Source organism: Coleofasciculus sp. G2-EDA-02 (genome assembly GCF_040226375.1).
Taxonomy (GTDB): domain Bacteria; phylum Cyanobacteriota; class Cyanobacteriia; order Cyanobacteriales; family Coleofasciculaceae; genus Coleofasciculus.
On record NZ_JAVKEW010000010.1, the window covers coordinates 1 to 19,499 of the forward strand.

At 45.9% G+C, this 19,499-nt stretch carries 16 protein-coding genes; 8 read left to right on the top strand and 8 right to left on the bottom strand.

The window, feature by feature from the left end; all coding sequences use genetic code 11:
- The 7 genes from iscB to mnmA all read right to left on the bottom strand — a co-directional run.
- Window positions 1-574, bottom strand: a 574-nt coding sequence (gene iscB, locus RLO19_RS00675; RefSeq protein WP_446352925.1) for an RNA-guided endonuclease IscB, incomplete at its 3' end; no start/stop codon positions are given.
- A gap of 369 nt (window positions 575-943) precedes the next feature.
- A complete protein-coding gene (gene ileS / locus RLO19_RS00680) occupies window positions 944-4,441 on the bottom strand; it encodes an isoleucine--tRNA ligase (RefSeq protein WP_446352927.1) in 3,498 nt (1,165 codons plus the stop codon).
- Window positions 4,442-4,592: 151 nt separating this feature from the next.
- A complete protein-coding gene (locus tag RLO19_RS00685; RefSeq protein WP_446352929.1) occupies window positions 4,593-5,879 on the bottom strand; it encodes an RNA-guided endonuclease InsQ/TnpB family protein in 1,287 nt (428 codons plus the stop codon).
- Between the two features lie 256 nt (window positions 5,880-6,135).
- Window positions 6,136-7,479, bottom strand: a complete 1,344-nt coding sequence (locus RLO19_RS00690) for a Ycf66 family protein (RefSeq protein WP_446352931.1) — start codon at window positions 7,477-7,479, stop codon at window positions 6,136-6,138.
- A 403-nt stretch (window positions 7,480-7,882) separates the two neighbouring features.
- Window positions 7,883-9,055 (bottom strand): sulfate adenylyltransferase, encoded by a 1,173-nt coding sequence (gene sat / locus RLO19_RS00695; protein WP_446352933.1) that lies wholly within the window; start codon window positions 9,053-9,055, stop codon window positions 7,883-7,885.
- Window positions 9,056-9,433: 378 nt separating this feature from the next.
- Window positions 9,434-10,009, bottom strand: a complete 576-nt coding sequence (locus RLO19_RS00700) for a Uma2 family endonuclease (RefSeq protein ID WP_446352935.1) — start codon at window positions 10,007-10,009, stop codon at window positions 9,434-9,436.
- A 264-nt stretch (window positions 10,010-10,273) separates the two neighbouring features.
- On the bottom strand, window positions 10,274-11,374 hold the full coding sequence (mnmA, locus tag RLO19_RS00705; protein WP_446352937.1) for a tRNA 2-thiouridine(34) synthase MnmA: 1,101 nt from the start codon (window positions 11,372-11,374) through the stop codon (window positions 10,274-10,276).
- 442 nt (window positions 11,375-11,816) lie between these two features.
- Between mnmA and RLO19_RS00710 the strand changes: the two genes are divergently transcribed.
- From RLO19_RS00710 to RLO19_RS00730, 5 genes are all read left to right on the top strand, one after another.
- Window positions 11,817-12,884: a diguanylate cyclase gene (locus RLO19_RS00710; protein WP_446352939.1), complete on the top strand. Its 1,068-nt coding sequence runs from the start codon at window positions 11,817-11,819 to the stop codon at window positions 12,882-12,884.
- A gap of 254 nt (window positions 12,885-13,138) precedes the next feature.
- Window positions 13,139-14,470 (top strand): sensor histidine kinase, encoded by a 1,332-nt coding sequence (locus RLO19_RS00715; RefSeq protein ID WP_446352941.1) that lies wholly within the window; start codon window positions 13,139-13,141, stop codon window positions 14,468-14,470.
- Window positions 14,471-14,715: 245 nt separating this feature from the next.
- Window positions 14,716-15,420, top strand: coding sequence for a DUF433 domain-containing protein (locus RLO19_RS00720; protein ID WP_446352942.1), 705 nt, complete (start codon window positions 14,716-14,718; stop codon window positions 15,418-15,420).
- Entirely contained in the window at window positions 15,417-15,848 is a 432-nt protein-coding gene (locus RLO19_RS00725) for a PIN-like domain-containing protein (RefSeq protein ID WP_446352943.1), read from the top strand. The genes RLO19_RS00720 and RLO19_RS00725 overlap by 4 nt, the downstream gene beginning before the upstream one ends.
- Window positions 15,849-16,077: 229 nt before the next feature.
- On the top strand, window positions 16,078-16,761 hold the full coding sequence (locus RLO19_RS00730; protein WP_446352944.1) for a carbonic anhydrase: 684 nt from the start codon (window positions 16,078-16,080) through the stop codon (window positions 16,759-16,761).
- Window positions 16,762-16,951: 190 nt separating this feature from the next.
- On the opposite strand, the gene RLO19_RS00735 is transcribed toward RLO19_RS00730, so the two are convergent.
- Complete coding sequence (locus RLO19_RS00735) at window positions 16,952-17,194, bottom strand: hypothetical protein (RefSeq protein ID WP_006105755.1); 243 nt, start codon at window positions 17,192-17,194, stop codon at window positions 16,952-16,954.
- A gap of 49 nt (window positions 17,195-17,243) precedes the next feature.
- On the opposite strand from RLO19_RS00735, the gene RLO19_RS00740 reads away from it, so the two are divergent.
- From RLO19_RS00740 to RLO19_RS00750, 3 genes are all read left to right on the top strand, one after another.
- On the top strand, window positions 17,244-17,390 hold the full coding sequence (locus RLO19_RS00740) for a hypothetical protein (RefSeq protein ID WP_446352945.1): 147 nt from the start codon (window positions 17,244-17,246) through the stop codon (window positions 17,388-17,390).
- 149 nt (window positions 17,391-17,539) lie between these two features.
- Entirely contained in the window at window positions 17,540-18,316 is a 777-nt protein-coding gene (locus RLO19_RS00745) for an MBL fold metallo-hydrolase (RefSeq protein WP_446352946.1), read from the top strand.
- 95 nt (window positions 18,317-18,411) lie between these two features.
- Entirely contained in the window at window positions 18,412-19,203 is a 792-nt protein-coding gene (locus RLO19_RS00750; RefSeq protein WP_446352947.1) for a glutathione S-transferase family protein, read from the top strand.
- Window positions 19,204-19,499: the final 296 nt, after the last annotated feature.

The following is a 19,499-nucleotide window of genomic DNA, read 5'->3' on the forward strand; positions in this document are numbered from 1 at the left end:
ACTTTTCCAGGAGATACTCGCGAACCTCGTAGCCAGCCAGCTCGCCCTGTTGATACTCTCCGCCAGATACCTCTGAGTTCTGCATCTTTTGTAGATCGAACCTGACTAGCTCCTGGCTAATGCCCATGATCGGACAGACTCGTGATAATCGCCTTACCCAAGTCAATATATTTTGAACTCGACTGTTTAGAGATGGTGGCAACCACCTGAAGGGACGGCGGCGGTTATTGAACCGTGCTTTACGGTATCTAGTTTGGCGATTGCGTCGTGAGCGTCTCACTTGACGGCGGGTGGTAAGCGCATCTCGGATGGCGAACCCCCTATGAGTTAATTCGGCTGCCCATACCACCACATTGCTTTTGAGGACGGCAATCCCTGTGACTTTCGCTCCTGGGTCAATTTTTAATCTGTATTCTGAGACTTGAGAGTCCTTCACCTGTGTGTCAGGCAAAATGATGGTGAATGGAAAGCGACGAAACACTGACGCTGTGCCAGTACGAAGCAACTTTCTGGCGCGTGCTGGGTGAGTAGGAGCGAGCGGTTTTTTATTTTTGTCCAGTACAAACACAAACATAAGTTTTAATCTCGGATTGCTCCGGTAACGTGTTCCTCGACAAAGTTAAAGAGGCTTGTTCGGTCAAAGACACTGGCTTAGCTCAATAAACCTGTTTAATCCTTGACGACAGGGCTACAAACTGGAAAGCATTCGTAGGTGTCTTGACCTCTTTAACGTAGGCTTTTAAGCCTCAGTCATGGCTATCTTGTCCACAGTTGTCCTGTGTTGAGCGGATAGCACAATCTTAGAGCGCCAGTCTAGTCATCAAAATCGATAGGAGAATCTCCCAAAAACTACAAAATTCCCCCTTGGGTAGAGACGTTGCATGCAACGTCTCTACCAATCGCTCATCAGCCGCCATTTTGTTGATGACGAATGACGAATACCTTACCATTGACCGGCTAAAGCCGCCCGACACCGTTCGCAAATCGTGGGATGCTCGGCTATTTTACCCACGTAGGTGGAATAATTCCAGCAGCGATCGCACTTTTCGCCTTCTGCCTTAACCACCCCCACCCAGACGAGATCTGACTGACTTCGATAGTTAACATTTTCCATCCCATCAGGGGAATCCAACACCTCAACTTGGGAGGCTAAAAACAGATAACGTAACTCATCCACCCCGTTACTGAGAACCGTAAACCGTTCACCTAAAATTCTAGGTTGGGGTTGGGGTGGAGCTGGTGCTGGGGGTGCGGCGGCGGGTTCTACCGTTTCGGGTTCAGGTTGAGCCCAAGCTTCACCCAATACCTCTATTTTTAGCGATCGCACCTTCTGGGCTAATTCTTGCCGACTGGGTGCGCGGAGTAAATAGCGATTGATAAACCAAGCACTGTAGCCAATACCCACCAATTGCAACATATCAGCCAATAAGGGGAGATGTCCGATCGATTCTAATACCGTCGCCGTTACCTTTAGGGTAATGGGTACAGCTAACGCTACCCCCACCGTTAACCATAATCGCTGATTTTCGCTCAAGACTTTACCCAGCGTCACCGATAGATTAGACAGAATCTGATTCACATTCCACCCCTGTTCCCCTGTCTTTTTGGGGAGCGTTTCCGGTGTCAGTGAGGCTTCTGGTTCCTGTGGAATCATCAGTTCAGGTTTCGGGGTTTGCAGCCACAGACGCGGAATCCCACTTGGGTTTAATTTCCGCAACTGGTTTCGTAATTGAGCATCGGGGACATAGAGCAACACTTTCGCTTCTAGGGAAGAACCTATCATCTTCTCGGTCCTAGCTTGCTCTAACACCTTATTCACCTCAGTGCGGATATTGCGTAACCTTGTCCACTTCTCTACTAATTCCGGCTTTTGCCACCTCTCATCTAACTGCACCCATCCCGACTCAAACACCGATTTATAGGGTGTCGGGTAGGGCAGGTATTGCCAGATATCTTCGGCGGTATGGCATAATACAGGGGCAATTGCGCGGGCTAAATTCTCCAGTGCGATCGCTAATACCGTCTGACAACTGCGCCGTCGTACCGAATCCGGGTGACTAATATAAAGACGATCCTTAGCAATATCCAAATAAAAATTCGACAACTCCACCACACAGAAATTCTGCACCGTTTGGAAAAAGCGGAAAAACTGATAACTTTCAAACGCCTCCGTCACATCGCCAAACACCTCCGTCATCCGGTGCAGCATATACCGATCAATTTCCGGTAACTGTTCATACGCCACCGCATTTTTGCCCGGATCAAAATCATGGAGATTTCCCAATAAAAACCGTGCTGTATTGCGAATTTTGCGATAAATATCGGCAAGTTGCTTCAGTATACCTTGACCAATAGGGACATCTACTGAATAGTCCACAGACGACACCCATAGCCGCAGTATATCTGCTCCATAGGGGGGTTCCTGTTTATGGTTCTTCCCCCCTTCAATAATCGTCGCTGGATTTACCACATTACCCACGGATTTACTCATTTTGCGCCCTTGTTCATCCAGAACAAAGCCGTGGGTTAATACCGATTTATAGGGCGCACAGCCATTTGTCGCCACACTGGTGAGTAAACTGGATTGGAACCAACCCCGATGTTGATCCGAGCCTTCCAGGTACATATCCACCGGATAGGATAATTCCTCACGCGGCTGAACAACTCCCGCCCAAGAGGAACCAGAATCAAACCAGACATCCATGGTATCTGTACCTTTGCGGTACGTGCGACCATTATTCTGGTAAGATTTGGGCAATAATTCACTCACCGACAGTTCCCACCAAGCATCAGACCCTTTTTCCGCGATAATCTCTTGTACATGGGCGATGGTTTCTGCCGTCAGCAGGGGTTCATTAGTTTCCTCGTCATAAAATACGGGAATCGGTACACCCCAACTCCGTTGGCGAGAGATACACCAATCGGAACGTTCCGACACCATAGCGGTAATCCGGTTTTCTCCTTGGGGAGGAATCCAATTCACCGACTTAATCGCCTGCATTACCGCCTCACGGAAACCATCCACCGAAGCAAACCACTGTTCCGTCGCCCGAAAGATAGTCGGTTCTTTAGTGCGCCAATCGTAGGGATATTTATGCACATAGTTTTCCTCTTTGAGGAAAGAACCCGCCTCTTTCAGGGCGTCAATCACCGCAGGATTGGCATTTCGCAACACATTTAACCCAGCAAAAGGTCCCGCCTCGGCGGTAAAGTCCCCATTTTCATCCACGGGGGAGATGATCGGTAAGTTGTAGCGCTGACCCACGATATAATCTTCTTGACCATGACCAGGTGCGGTATGGACTAATCCGGTTCCCGATTCCGTGGTTACATAATCGCCACCGATAACAATCGGACTTTCCCGGTCAAATAGGGGATGACGATAGGTGCAATGTTCTAATTCTTTCCCTTTTAGGGTGGTTTTAACGGTTAGATTTTTCTCCAGAGTTTGAGAAAGGCGTTCCACTAATTCCGCCGCCACGATTAAGTATTTAAACCCTTCGGCTTCCGTCTCTGGGTTGGCTGATGCTTCAGCATCAGAAGCCTCTTCCTCTGGAACTGGGGCAAAGCCTTTTGCCCTTGTCTGACTTGGTTTCGAGGATTTCTCAGTATCCTGACTTGGCGATTCTTGAGACACTTCCACAACCGCATAAGTCAGTTCTGGATTTACCGCCACCGCCAAGTTACCGGGAATTGTCCAGGGGGTTGTTGTCCAGATGGCGACACCTAAATCCACTAAATAGGGTTTTAGCCTAGCTTCCACCGCGTCTGTGGCTTTAGTCAGGGGAAATGCGGCATAAAGACTGCGGGAGGTATGTCCTTCTGGATATTCTAACTCCGCTTCGGCTAGGGCGGTTTGGGAACTTGGGCTCCAATGAACGGGCTTCATTCCCCGATAGATATAGCCTTTTAGCACCATTTGACCGAAGACGCCAATTTGAGCGGCTTCGTATTCAGGGGTTAAGGTGAGATAAGGATCGTCCCAGTCTCCCCAAACGCCATACCGTTTAAACCCTTGGCGTTGTTCCTCAACGGTTTTTAGTGCAAATTTTCTTGCCTTGCGCCGCAGTTTTATCGGGGTTAGGGCTTGTCTGTCTTCTGGGTCCATTGCTTGCAGAACTTTCAGTTCAATGGGCAAGCCATGGCAATCCCAGCCGGGAATGTAACGAACTTTATACCCTTGCAGCAGTTTATATTTATTGATGATGTCTTTAAGAATTTTATTTAGGGCGTGTCCCATATGTAATGCCCCATTTGCGTAGGGGGGACCATCATGCAGGACAAAAATATCACCGGGATTCGTCTGTGACAGTCGCTGATAAATTTGTTGGTCTTGCCAAAATTGTTGCAGTTCCGGTTCCCGTTTGACCGCGTTTGCCCGCATATCAAATTTGGTTTGGGGCAGATTTACGGTGTCTTTGTAGGATTTAGCTTCTGTCACAGTTCGACCTGTTGGCTAGTGGTTGTACTTAGATTGTGGGGATATTTCCCGATTATCCCTTTTTACAATAGGGAGCGTTATGTATCCCTACATTATGGGTGAGAATTTGCCATCATTTCAACTGAATGAGGGAGGATTTTGTGACGTACTCCTACACTTCCCTATCGGGTAAGTGTAGGCTTCTCCTCCGAGACTTCCCGGATTCGCGTTTTATAGTGAGGCGAACGCCCAACCCCACTTTTTTAATCAGAATTCCAGAGTTTAAATCACGCGGCATTGATGCTCCACAAGCACATTCATGCCATCTATCTTTTAGCTCCTTGGGAACTCTGTTGAGGCACATTGCACAATGTTGAGATGTTCCAGCCGGATTAACTTTAACAACTAACCGCCCAGCTCTTACAGCCTTGTACGGTAGAATTTCGTTCAAGAATCCAGCTATCCCAGCATCCGCAAAACTTTTGTTTAAACCGGACTTCGCCCCTTGCCCATTGGGAAGATAGTTTCCTTGTTCATCTTGTTTGGGTTTATTGCGCTTCGCCATGTTAGAGACTTTGAGGTCTTCCACAAAAATTACCTCAGCTTTATCTACTAATTCACCGGCTAACTCAAAATGCCATTGTTGGCGCTGCCTTGCTATTTTTTGGTGCAACTTAGCAAGGCGTTGGTTGAGTTTGCGACGTGCAGTAGAACCTTTTTTTCTTAGCTCTCTTTTCGCTTGTAGTTTGGCTAGCTTCTCTTCAGAATGTCGGTAGAACTTGGGCGGTTTTACCAAGGTTCCGTCAGAGCAAGCGGCAAAATACTCCAGACCTGCATCAACACCAATACTGTTAGCTTCAGTCGGTTCAATGTCGATGGTGTGATTGTCGGGGACTGATGCGTCTTCTAGAGTCAGCGTCACATACCACCCATCGGCTTTGAGCGTGACCAATGCTCGCTTGATGGTAAACCCCTCAGGTACCCGACGATGCTGGATAAACTTTATTTTTCCTAGTTTGGGAAGTTCAATTCGATTCCCTTGGATACAATCGGGTTTGACTCGCTGATACGCAAAGGTTCGATAACGATTTTTGCCTTTGAATCGAGGTTTTCCACTACGCTTACCGTTGACATCGCCTTTGATGAAACGGGTAAAAGTCAAGTCTACCCGTTTCACCATGTCCTGCAAAACATCAGCGTGAATATCCTTGTACCACTCCCGCTCTGCTTTGAGAGACACCAATGAACGTTTCTGTCCATAGTATTCAGGTTGCTCTGTTGGTTGAGCAATACTGCACAGTAATGGGCAAGCGTTTATTGGGCATCTGTTCATCTCATACCAATCCAACCTATCTGCCAACAAATAATTGTATTGATGCCGCAACATATCGAGCCATTTGCTCATGCGACACCGCTGGTCAGAAGTTGGTAGTAGTTTGAATTGGTCGGCTAATTTCATGCCATAATTGTACTGCATATTGAATGTAAGTACAACAGTGAAACAGACAGAGACGATAAAATTAAGGCTCGCCCCAGAAGAAAAAGAGGTATTGCTTAAGTATTGTCAATTAACCGCTAGAACCCAAAGTGATGTGTAAGATGAGTTTTTGCTAACCCGACAAAAGAGATTGTCAAACATAGGGGTGTTGAACCCCCTGTTTGACCCGCATTCCTCTCACGCTTCCCTTCGGGTAAGACGTGAGGCTCCTGCGGAATTAAGCTGAATCTGGGGATTGGCGGGTTTGGGGATCACCTTCACCAATGGGTTCAGCGGGGGGCGATAATGGTGCTTCTGGGGCAATGTCTGCGACTGGGATGTCTGCGACTGCTGAGGATTCAGGTTCCGCCGATTGGTTCGCCGCGTCTACCTGTTCGGGTTCAGGGGGATTGGCACCCATGAGGGGTTCGGAGTCGGTGAGTTTAGTCTCCTGGATGGTAAATTCCTCTGGGGTTTCTGGGGGTTGGGTGTCTTGGTTTTGCGGGAGTTCCGGTTCCGGTGGCTGTGTTTGTTCCCCGAAGGTAGTGTCAACTGTTTGGGTTTCCTCCCCTGCGGCTGTCTCTTCTATCTCCTGACTCGGAGTTGGAGACTCCTGGAATAGGGTGTCTGGCTGAGTGAATTCAGGGATTTCTGGTTCGGGTAATGTGGAGGTATCTTCTGGGAATGTCTGAGGTTTCTTGGTTTTAGCGGGTTTCGATTTACGTTTACCTAAGAGATTATTGAAAAAGCCGCTAATTCCTTGGCTTTGTTTGGGTTGTTTCTTTCCGGGTTTTGCGGCTGTCTTGGCTACAGGTGTCTTAGTTAAGGTTTGTTCTTCTGCGGGTGTTTCGGCTACAGGTGTTTCAGTTAATTTTTGTGCTTCTGTAGATATCTCGGCTACAGGTGTTTCCTCTGGCGCAAATTCCCCTATCGGTTCTGGCTGCGTTGTTTCCTCAGCCGGTGCTTCTACAAGTTCAGTTGGCGTTGTTTCCCCTGTTTCCATGACTTCAACGGATTCGGTGATATCCGCCATTACGGGTTCTTCTGGGGTTTCCTCGGTTACTGCTGTGGGAGAAGCTAGGGGGATATCGTTTTCTTTAGATGGAGGTTGCACCTGTTCAGTTATCTGCGTAACTGTCTCGATTTCTGTCTCTGGAACGACTGGTTCAGTTATGGGTTCCGGTTCAGTCGCGACTGGGGTTGGCGTCACTGGCTTTTTAGTGAACACACGGGCGACGGGTTGAATAACTGCGCTTTTTCCCAGTTGGAATATGCCAGAACGGGCTATTTTTTTCTGAACCTGGGGCGAAATTTCCGTTTGGGCTTCGGGTAAGGCTAACTGTCGCCGCATGATCAGGGTTTGCCAGCCTAACCACCCCAACAGAGATACACTAGCGATTTGACTCAGGAGTACCGCCCCAGTAATCCTTCCCCCACACACCCACAAGACGAGGGCGTAGAAAAATCCTACACCACTCCAGAAGAAGTCGCTTTTGCGGTGGACTTCGGGAAAAAAGAATGCTGCCATGTAATAGGCAAAGCTACCAAGACCGATAACTAACGCGAGGATGTATGGCAACATTAGGCGGGTACTCCTTGACTCAGACGTTCATTGTAGATGGTATGGGGTTCATGGTTTATTCAGTCTAGACCGATGAACCCTATCCCTATTTTCAGCAGTTAGAGTGCGATCGCGCCAAGTCAATTGTAACGAGATGTTACAAACATCCTTTGTTCGCCGCGTTATCAGCAAACAAGGTAGGGGCGGGTTTTACTACTATCGTTTCTGACCTAACCCAGATGTAACTAAACCCGCCCTGACTGAGTTCAAGAGTTTTGCTTATACATACTCAATGCTTTTGATATCGAGTTTACCCATTTTAATCCCCCCAACCCCCCTTCAAAAGGGGGGCTAAGAGAATGAAGAGAATCTAGGCTAAAGCCCTTACTACAAACTACAAACTACAAACCCAACTGAGAGAATATCACTCTTCTACCTTCATCGCCTTGGCTAATTCCGCCGCAACTAAAGGGCGAGAAAACTGCGGCGGTGGTAATTCCCCTTTACGCAACAATTCCCGTACTTTAGTTCCTGATAAATGAATCCGTTGATCTGGAGTGCTGGGACTTGTCTTGGCTGTTGCCATTGTCTCCGTCACTTCGCAGTAAAAGGCGTGTTCAAATTTTAGCGGAATAATCCCCAACTCATCCGGCTCAAACTCCTCAAAGATATGTTGAGCATCGTAGGTTCCATAATAGTCACCCACACCCGCATGATCTCGCCCCACAATAAAATGAGTACAACCGTAATTCTTACGCACGATCGCGTGAAAAATGGCTTCCCTAGGACCTGCATAGCGCATCGCGGCTGGGTTAATCGCTAAAATCACCTGGTTTTTAGGGAAATAGTTATCCATCATAATTTCATAGCAACGCATCCGCACATCGGCGGGGATGTCATCGCTTTTGGTTGCACCCACTAAGGGATGCAGGAATAAACCATCAACTATTTCTAAGGCGCACTTAATAATATATTCATGCGCCCGGTGGATGGGATTACGAGTTTGGAAACCCACTACCGTTTTCCATCCCCGTTCCTTAAATAACGTCCGAGATTGAGCCGGATCAATTTGATATTTAGGAAACAGGGGATGGGGATACCGTTGTAATAACCAAACCGGACCTGCCAGATTTACATCCCCTTGGTTATACACCACCTTGACACCCGGATGCTTCTCCTCATCCGTGCGGTAAACATTCACCGCTTCCCGCTTTTTGTCATAGCGATATTTTTGCGTGAGTTCTAAAACGCCGACAAATCGCCCATCCTGATCATCCAGACGCACTAAACTGCCTTCCTTTAATGGTTCAGCAATGTCCTCATTAACGGATAGAGTAACTGGGATAGACCAAGGTAAACCGTTCGCCAGACGCATATTATCCACGACTGACTCATAATCCCCTTGCTCCATAAACCCAGTCAAGGGACTAAATCCACCGATCGCGATTAAGTCTAAATCAGATGCTGCCCAGGCATCAAGTTGCACTCTGGGTAAGGAATCCGCTTTCTCCAAAAATTCCGAGCGCTGTTGTTCTGAGGCAATGCGATTGATAAGTTGACCCCCATGAGGGGCGATTCCATCCGAATACTTACTCAATGTCTTTACCTTTACCTTTATGCGTCAACTGCACCTCTAAAATAATCTGCTTTATGGGTTCAGGGCAATTATTCGTCATTTGTCATACTCACTCCAGAAAAGAAGCAAGCTACCGTCAAATGGCACTGAAAAGCTTGCATTTGGGGAACCCCAGAACCTTTAATATACCGTAGGGTGGGCATTGCCCACCAGCCTCATCTGAGCGTGACATTCAGTTGAAGGCTAAAGCTTGGACGACGAAGGACGCGATCGCACGATTTTATGGTATACTTATCACTATGGGAAAATGTGCCTGCCTATAACCTCTTGCTTAAGCCTTTCAGACAAACAGAGTAAACGGCGCGATCGCACATTACTCATTCAGGTTCTGATTGACAATCACCAAAGAGAGTTTAAATTCAGGGTAAATCCCGGTAAAATCTCTTCTGCACAGAGAGTAGCCGGAGCCTCTAAAACTTCAACATCCTGCTGGGGACGATAAATTTCCACTCGTCTCATTCCCGGCGCAATTAACCAACCCAAACGAGCGCCATTCTCGATATATTCCTTCATCTTATCTTGCGTGGCTTTTAACGTATCCGAAGGAGACATCAATTCCACCACAAAATCAGGGCAAATCGGCGGAAACTTGGTTCGTTGTTCCGGAGTCAGAGCATCCCAGCGTTCCTGTATTACCCAAGCTAAATCTGGAGAACGATTAGCGCCATTGGGGAGTTTAAAACAAGTAGAGGAGTCAAACCCAATCCCTAATCGAGTTTGGCGATTCCATATCGCTAAATCAGCACCAAACTCAAAGTTCTGATTTCCAGTTTCTCCGCCAGTTGGGGGCATAATAATCAATTCTCCTTGGGCATTGCGTTCAAACTTTAGATCAGGATTAGCCCGACACAATTGATAAAATTGGTCGTCGGTAAGCTGAATAATCGGGTTAAAATCTATCGTATAAGCGGTCATTTTACTGTTACCTGTTCACTTAAATTACTTGGATTCATCAGCTGTCCGTAGGGGTACAGGGTGTGCGCCCGACGCAAGGAGAAGGGATTATATCATGTTCGCCTAAACCGTGAACGAACAAGGATGCGATCGCACGATTTTCTGGTATACTTTTTACCTATGAAAATGTGCCTGCCTATAGCCTAAAACCATTGATTGATAAACGATTCGGATACAAGAGGCGATATCTAAATCAGGGCACGATAGTATCGTGCCCCTACCCCATCAATTGTCCTGTAGGGGTACGGCATTGCCCTGTCCTTTTAAGATATCGGGCTTTCGTTCAATAATTCCACCGCCTAACAGCATTTCCCCGTCATACAAGACAGCGGCTTGTCCGGGAGTAATGCTAAACTGCGGCTGCTCAAAAACAAGTTTCATCCGATTCCCCTCTAGGGGAATAACTGTCACATCCACAGGGCGACTGCGATAACGCACTTGCACAGACGCTTGAATCGGAGTCGTGGGCGGATGAATCGACACCCAATTGACTCGCCCCACGGTACAATCAGGTTGAGTTGCACTGGTGCGATCGCCAACAACGACTCGATTCGCCCCTGCATCAATCGCCACAACATATAAAGGTTCAGGGGCAGAAATACCTAGTCCTTTGCGTTGTCCAATGGTGTAATGGTGAATGCCCTGATGCTGACCTAAGACCTTACCATTAGTATCAACAATGTCACCCGTGGTTTGGGAAATATATTTATCCAGAAACGTCCGCATCGAACCATGGGACTCAACCAAACACAAGTCCTGACTTTCCGGCTTATCCGCCGTCTTTAACTGATACTCAGCCGCAAGCTGTCGCGTTTGCGTCTTCTGGAGTTCGCCCAAAGGAAATATCGAGGCGGCGAGTAAGTCTTGGGTCAAGTCGTAAAGGAAATAAGACTGGTCTTTATTAGAGTCTACCGCTCGCAGCAACTGATAGCGATCGCTCTTAGCATCATAGCGAATCCGCCCATAGTGACCTGTAGCAATTTTATCAATGCCTAACGTCTCCCGCGCATAAGCGAGCATCGGACCAAATTTAACCGTTTTGTTGCACTGAGAACAAGGCAAGGGCGTGATTCCCGATTCATAACCCGAAACCAGGTAATCGACGATATTTGCCTGAAAAACCTCACGACTATCCACAATATGATGGGGAATGCCCAGTTGCTCACAAATAAACGCCGCATCGACCATCCCCTCAGAACAGCATTGACCCTTGCCTTTCATCAGCCACAGGGTCAGACCAACGACTTCATAGCCTTGATGATGTAGGGTAGCGGCGGCAACTGAACTATCAACTCCACCGGATAGACCGACGACAACTTTATTCATCGAAAATCGGGGTTCCTGACGACATGGATGGACAACTAATCCTTTTGAAAGATCAATTGTTGATCTAGGCTAACATCCCCACCGGCTATTTGGTTTGTGGGGAACCTAGTCAAGCTTTCACTGTTGTCGGTTGGGTTGACGCGCCGAAACCCAACACAATTAAACCCGGTTGTGTCGTTCATCCGTCATACCTGTAGTTCACTGCCATACAAACCTTACCCTTCTAACCTTGTCAGGTTTGTTGCGTTGGGTCGAGGTACAAGACCCAACCTACTTGGTGCCCTCCTACTGATTACTTTTTAATAACCTAATCTTAACTTTGTTTTATTTGCTTAACTTAATTTAAATCTATTGACCAAAAATGTATAATTTAAACCCGAACTATTTGCGAATCGATGTTAGAATTTTAATTTTAACAGTTGCTAGAAATAAAAAGAGAACCATGATGGACTCATCAATGTATTCTATACAACAGTCATCTACGCAACTTGATACCTCTTATCCAGAGATTAAACAATTGAGTGTAAATGCGACGCTGCAAGAATTACCTCTTTATAACTTTCAATTTGAAGCCTCTCAACCTGGAGAAAAAGTGGCTCATATATTTCAACAAAATCCTGTACTACCAGGAGTTATTTTAGTTGAACGGGGGAGATTTATGGGGATACTTTCACGGCGACGGTTTCTGGAACAGATGAGCAGTCCCTATGGACTGGAACTCTTTTTGCGGCGACCGCTCAAATCGCTATATCGTTTTGCCCAAACCGAGGTGTTAGTTTTAACCGGAGATACCCAAATTGTTACAGCAGCACGCCATTGTTTAGAACGTCCTCCCAGCTTACTCTATGAACCAATCGCTGTGGAGTTAACCACCCAAACCTATCGTATATTGGATGCTTATCAATTATTAGTGGCTCAGTTGTATATTCACGAACTAGCCACCCGGTTACTCAAGCAACTTTACCAGGATTTAGAAGTCGCCAACCTGCAATTAGAAGAACTCGCCAAGTCGGATGGGTTGACAGGAGTTGCCAATCGTCGGCGATTTGATGACTATTTACAAACCTGTTGGAAACAACATTATGTGGGAAACTCTTGGCTATCGTTGATTATGTGTGATGTGGATTGTTTTAAATGCTACAACGATACTTACGGTCATCAGGCTGGTGACGAGTGTTTACGACAAGTGGCGGCGGCTATCCAGCGTCAAGTTAAGCGACCGGCAGATTTAGTGGCGCGTTATGGGGGTGAAGAATTTGCAGTCATTTTACCCCTGACTCCTATCGAGGGTGCAACTCAGGTGGCTCAAGGGATTGGAGAAGCGGTGAGGACTTTAAACATTTCCCATGAAACCTCTTGGGTGAGTCAGTGCGTTACCTTGAGTCTGGGTGTGGCGAGTATCATTCCCAATCCACGACTATCACCGACAACCTTGACCGCAGCCGCCGATGCTGCATTATATCAAGCCAAAGCCGCCGGACGCGATCGCGTGGTTGTCTATACCCGTTAGTCTTAATTCTGATGGATAACTTCAACCGTCTCTATTTTATACCAGGGATTGTCTGCCAAAATTAAATCAATTTTCTATATTCGCTTAGTTTTTATTAAAGTTTAATCGTTTCTTAAAACGCTATTAACCCTTCATAGCATCTTCATTTTCTAGAATATTTCCGATAAACCAACTATTAAATCATTTTACAAACCAAATGACAAATGGCTAATTGTGAGTTTATATAAAAGTTAGAGTCTTAATTTTATAGTTTTATGGTTTCTCTGCAACACACCTACCCCGAACTATCCGTCTTGCCTCAACTCAAGACCACTAATCTGACGTTGGATTCCACCATCCGAGAACTCAATCTCTATAACTTTCAGGTGGAATCGGTTCAACCGGGTAGAGACGTGGCTCAATCGTTTCAATTAAATCCTCTATTACCCGGAGTTATTCTTATTCAACATAGAAAAATTATCGGCATGATTTCGCGAAGGCAATTTTTGGAACAAATGAGCCGTCCTTATGGATTGGAACTGTTTTTGAAACGTCCCCTTCATTCCTTATACCGCTTTGTCAGTGCAGAGGTTTTAATCCTCCGAGGAGATACAAAAATAGTTGATGCTGCTCGCCGTTCACTTCAGCGTACACCGAACTTCGTATACGAACCGATTGTTGTCGAACTCGAGCCAGGAACCTATCGCTTATTAGACGTGCATCAATTACTCGTGGCTCAGTCGCAAATTCAGGAACTCACCACCCAGCTACTGCACGAGCAAACTCAAGCTCAAATGATTCAAACCGAAAAAATGGCAAGTTTGGGACAAATGGTGGCTGGGATTGCTCATGAAATTAAGAATCCCGTCGGCTGTATTACCGGTAATTTTGAATTCTTAGATGATTATTGTGCTAAGTTAATTGAGCTATTAACAGCCTACGCCGCAGAAGTTTTACAGCCATCAGAAGATTTAAATCAGCTAAAAGAGGATAATGAACTCGACTTTATCTTAGAGGATTTGCCAAAAATACTGAACAGCATGAAATTAGGCTCAGAACGATTAACCAAAATTGTTGGTAGTCTGCAAAACTTCTCACACATGGATGAGTCTAAACATCAGCCTGCGAATATTCATGAGTGTATCGAAAGTACATTAATTATTTTAAATAATCGGATTAAGACAGGGATTAGGATAAGTAAAAACTATGCAAATTTACCGCTTGTTAATTGTTCATCTGGTCAACTAAGCCAAGTTTTCATGAATCTGATTAGTAATGCTATTGATGCGCTGAATGAAAAGGCAGAAAAAGCTGGGCATAGGTCTGGCTCATGGCAGCCTCAGATTGAAATTAACACTCGCCTGGTGCAACAGGATAAAAGGGACTGGGTTTTGGTACAAATTAGTGATAATGGTACAGGAATAGCACCCAATATTCAACAGCGAATATTTGAGACATTTTTTACGACTAAGCCAGTCGGTAAAGGGACAGGATTAGGGTTGGCGATTACTCATCAGATTGTAACCGAGAAACATGAGGGGAAATTATTCATGCATTCGCAGTTAGGGAAAGGTACAACATTTGAAATTTTGTTGCCATTAGAGTAATCCATCTATAACCATTGGATAACTATCTCGCGCCTGTTCGAGCTTCTTGAACGCTTTCGGCTTCACTTTCATCTTGATTTCGATTACTGTGTCACCCCTTCAGGTGTGTTAGCCCAGCTTAACCCACCATTACCACTATGGATAGCGTAGCTGCGTAATTCCTGACTATTTTTACCTTAAGGATTTAATAAAACAGAGACATTCAGGCTTAAAATAAAAACAGATAGAGGGGAAACAACATCACAATGATTGATATTTATGGCGGTAAAGATCCACGCGACATTCCCAGTTACTCGGCTGGGGACGCATCCCGCTACCTGAATATACCATACTCAACCATTCGGTCTTGGACAGTCGGCTATAAATACAAAGTTACAGACGGCAATAAACAATTTGAACCCGTCATCGACATTAAGGAAAGAATACCCTTAACCCTGACATTCATCAACCTAATTGAAATTCATGTTCTCAGAGCTATCCGCCAACATCATCACATCGACTTAGCAAAAGTTAGAGCGGCATTAGATTACATCAACAAAACAATTAATATCCCCCATCCCCTCGCACATCAAGAATTTTATACAGATGGTGTTGATTTATTCATTGACCATTATGGCTCTCTTATCAATGCCTCACAGGATGGTAAAAGAATCCTAAAAAATGCCTTAGAAACTCACTTAGAAAGAATCGAAGCCGATGAGCAAGGTTTAGCCCGCAAGCTATTCCCATTCACCCGCAATCAAGAAGAAAACAACCCACGTTTTGTGGTGATAGACCCCCGTGTTGCCTTTGGTAGAATGGTCATTGCAGGTACAGGAATTCCTGTAGATGTCATTGGCGAACGATTTTATGCTGGTGATTCTTACCAACAGCTTGCCGATGACTATGAATGTGAAATCGAGAAAATCGAGGAAGCTATACGCTGTGTGAGTCGCCCTGTTGCTGCATGAATCTCAATCCAAAAACAACCGTCTTTTTCATTGATCGCTGCTTAGGAAAACATCCCATTCTAGAAATGCTGAAAAAAACAGGGGTTAGCGTCGAAATTCATGATGATCATTTTCCACAAAATACCTTGGATCAAGACTGGATACCACAAGTTGGAGAATGGGGTTGGATCATCCTGACAAAAGATGCACGCATTGCTAGAAATACCATAGAACGCCAAGCTGTAGCCCGTGCAGGCATTCGGATGTTCACCCTTGCCTCGAAAAGACTGTCTGGAGAAGAAACAGCGATCGCCTTTCGAGATGCTTTACCATCCATGCTGAAATTCATTCCAGAAAATCAGGCTCCTTTCATTGCAAAACTGTATAAAGATGGCAAAGTGGTGGCTTGGAAAGACGCCACCGACTTACTTGATGAAATTGAGTCTTGAAACTCTTGCCTAGCAATGATTGCGATGCTTTCCAGGAAAAAATGCTTCGCTAACGCGGACTGAGTTAGAAGGGGGTTTGTTATTGGTTCCTCTATTGAAGGAGATCTCCTTGTCTTTGAAGTACGCCTATTTCCCTGTCAGCCTCAACGATCAGATTAAATGCGTGACAGCTTACACTTGTGTGGGATCATAGACAATGATGTCCCCTTGTCTTCGGAAACGTTGATCGATGAAACAGTTAATCCAGGGTTTACATGAGTTCCAGACCAATTACTTTACGGCTCACCGGGAGCTATTTGAGTTACTCTCTCAAGGACAGCATCCGCGAGTTCTGTTTATTACTTGCTCAGACTCCCGGATTGATCCCAATCTGATGACGCAAACCAAGCCGGGTGAAATGTTTATCATCCGCAATGCGGGTAATATTATTCCTCCCTATGGGGCGACGAATGGCGGAGAAGGTGCAGCCGTTGAGTATGCTATTCATGCGTTAGGCATTGAAGATGTGATTGTTTGTGGTCATTCCCACTGCGGCGCGATGAAAGGGTTGCTGAAACTCAGCAAGCTGGAAGAGGAAATGCCAATGGTTTACGAATGGCTCAAACATGCGGAAGCGACGCGGCGGATTATTAAGGAACATTACCAAAACTATGAAGGTGAAGATCTGCTAAATGCTTCTATTCAAGAGAATGTTCTCAACCAATTGGAAAATCTACGCACTTACCCCGTAATTCAGTCTCGACTCAAAGCTGGTAAATTGCAACTCCATGCTTGGGTTTATGAAATTGAAACGGGAGAAGTTATGGAATATAACCCGATTCAAGGTCAGTTCGTACCACCGAGAACCCAGTTTGCTAGAGCGACTTGGATTACGCCAGAACAGCAAGAGCGTATTTTTAAAGGCTCTTATTAATTGTCATTCGTCCTTTGTCAGTGGAATAGATTTTACCATTGAAGCAGGCAAACCGTTTATTTTTAAGTGTTTCTGGTTTTTACAGCAAGTCCAAATTTGAGCAGGAAAAAAGGACATAAAACAGGTAGGGGCAAGGCAATGCCGTGCCCTTACGGTTTCTATAAATTGAATTCCCTCTTACTGTGTGATTCTAGTCCGATGAATCAATCAGTGCCTTAATGACACCGATTTTAGCTTGGGAAACTTTTGACCCTAAGGTGGGATTAGTCGAACCAATAAAATATTCTCCCGTTGGGAGATAATGCAATGCTAATTCGGGATATGTAATAATCTCCCAATCTTTATAGATTTCGGTCTTTTCATGACTATGGCTGGGTCGATTACTTTCGTAACACCAGCCTGCGGCAAGTAATTTTTCGATTAGGGTTGACATAGGGAAAATCAGCTAATTCTCGGATAGAAATGTTAGTGGCTATCAGGCGTTGGCTAGCCTCTGGGTAGACTTCCCTGTCTTTGTGACGCGACAATGTGAGAGCATCTCTACCCTAGCATTGGTCATTGGTCATTGGTCATTGGTATTTGGGGATTGGGGATTGGGGATTGGGCGAAGCATTCGCGTTGAGATTTGAATAGCAAACCGATCGATTTGGGCGCGAATGCTTCGCCCCTACGAATGCATCGGCTCCCCCATCTCCGACTCACCCCCTAGACAACGGGCAGAAACTTTAAGAAACTTTACAATTGGGAGAGATGACATCATCATAATAGTCGGACTGCTATGCACCTAACCTACTTCGGCGCCAATAGCTGGCTACTCGAACTCGGGCAAAAACACATCCTGATTGATCCTTGGCTTGTGGATTCCTTAATCTTTGGCAATCTTCCCTGGTTGTTCAAAGGTGACAAAGTTCCAGCTTTGGATGCGCTTCCTGATCAGATAGACTTGATTGTGCTATCCCAGGGATTAGAGGATCACGCCCACAAACCCACATTGGCAAAGCTGGACAAGACAATCCCCGTTGTTGGTTCAGAGAATGCCGCAACAGTGGTGAAGGAGTTGGGCTATACTCAGGTGACGCCGTTAGCCTTTGGTCAAACCTTCACCCTCGCTGACCAAATTGAAATCCGCGCCTTACCGGGGGCACCGATTGGTCCTTTTTTGCAGGAAAACGCCTATCTGATTAAACAGTTAGATAGTGACACAAGTCTCTATTATGAGCCTCACGGGTATCCATCGGAGCAGTTAAAAGAGTATGCTCCAATCGATGTGGTGATTAGTCCCGTGGTGACATTGGAATTGCCTGTGCTTGGAGCTATTATCCAAGGTCATCGGACTGCACTGCAACTGGCACAATGGGCGCAACCGCAAGTATTTCTACCTACAGCCGCCGGGGGTGGCGTTAAGTACGAGGGCGTGCTAGATTCCCTGCTGCATCAGGTTGGTAGTCTGGAGGAGTTGCGATCGCAACTGGCACAGCACAACCTATCCACTCAGGTGATTGACCCTCAGCCAAACGAAGTGCTCGAACTCAACCTGACGCCTCAAATGGCTTAATCTATTGCACATTCTTGTCCGGAGTTATTGGTTCAATTTAGGCAATCACCAAGAACAAAGGACAAATGACAAACTAAACCCTAAGGAGATCGATCATGTTGGAATTGTATCAATTTGAGTTGTCGCAGTTCTCGGAAAAAGTGCGGCTGATTCTTGATTACAAAGGGCTAGCCTATCGCAAAATTGAAGTCACCCCAGGAATCGGACAGCTAGACTTGTATCGCCTATCGGGTCAAAAGCAAGTCCCTGTTCTCAAAGATGGGGATACCGTCATTGCTGATTCTACAGCGATCGCGATGTATTTGGATCGCAAGTATCCCGACAAGCCGCTAGTTCCCACCGATCCCCAGCAACGCGCCCAATGCTTGCTGATGGAAGAATGGGCAGATGAATCGATTGGTGTAAAAAGTCGTAAAGTCTTCTATGGGGCATTAAGTCACAATCCCAGCTATCGCACATCGATATTACCCAACGATACACCCGATTTCTTCAAAACGCTTCTGGGCGGTGTTCCCGCAGAAGTCTTTGAGGTTTTAGGGATTGGTTTCGGCTACAGTGCAGACGCCCTCAAAGACGCCAGAGACAGCCTGAAGCAAGACTTAGAAGCCCTCAGCTTGATCTTGTCCGATCGCCCCTATTTAGTCACAGACAGTCCCTGTTTAGCCGATTTTGCCGTTGCTGGAGTGAGTTTACAGCTGAAATTTCCCGATGGTCCCTATCTGGACTTACCTGATGCCCTGAAAGGGAAAGGTATACCTGGTTTAGCCGATAGTAGTGCGTATCAAACCTTCTTCGATTGGCGCGATCGCCTCTATGCTGAGTATCGCACACCCTTGACTACAACGGGAATCAGCGATTCCTCACCAACCTCAATTGAGATTGAATAACGATTATTAGTCCGATAACAATTTATTTGTAAGCTATTTTAGCGACCATAATTACAACACAAGGTCGCTATTTTTTTGTTTTATAGCAGTAGACACATCGATTAGGACTTTCCCCTGTTGCCTGTTGCCTTTTCACCCAATTGTATTGTCCTAACCCTGAAGGGGTGACAAGCAGCTCAAAAGCTTGGCTTACATTGCATTTCACCCCTCTTCCCCTTAAAAAGATGTCAGCTTATTGACAGGTTGATTGATAATGAAAAGTGGAATGAGAATGATAATCACTTGGGTGACGCTCC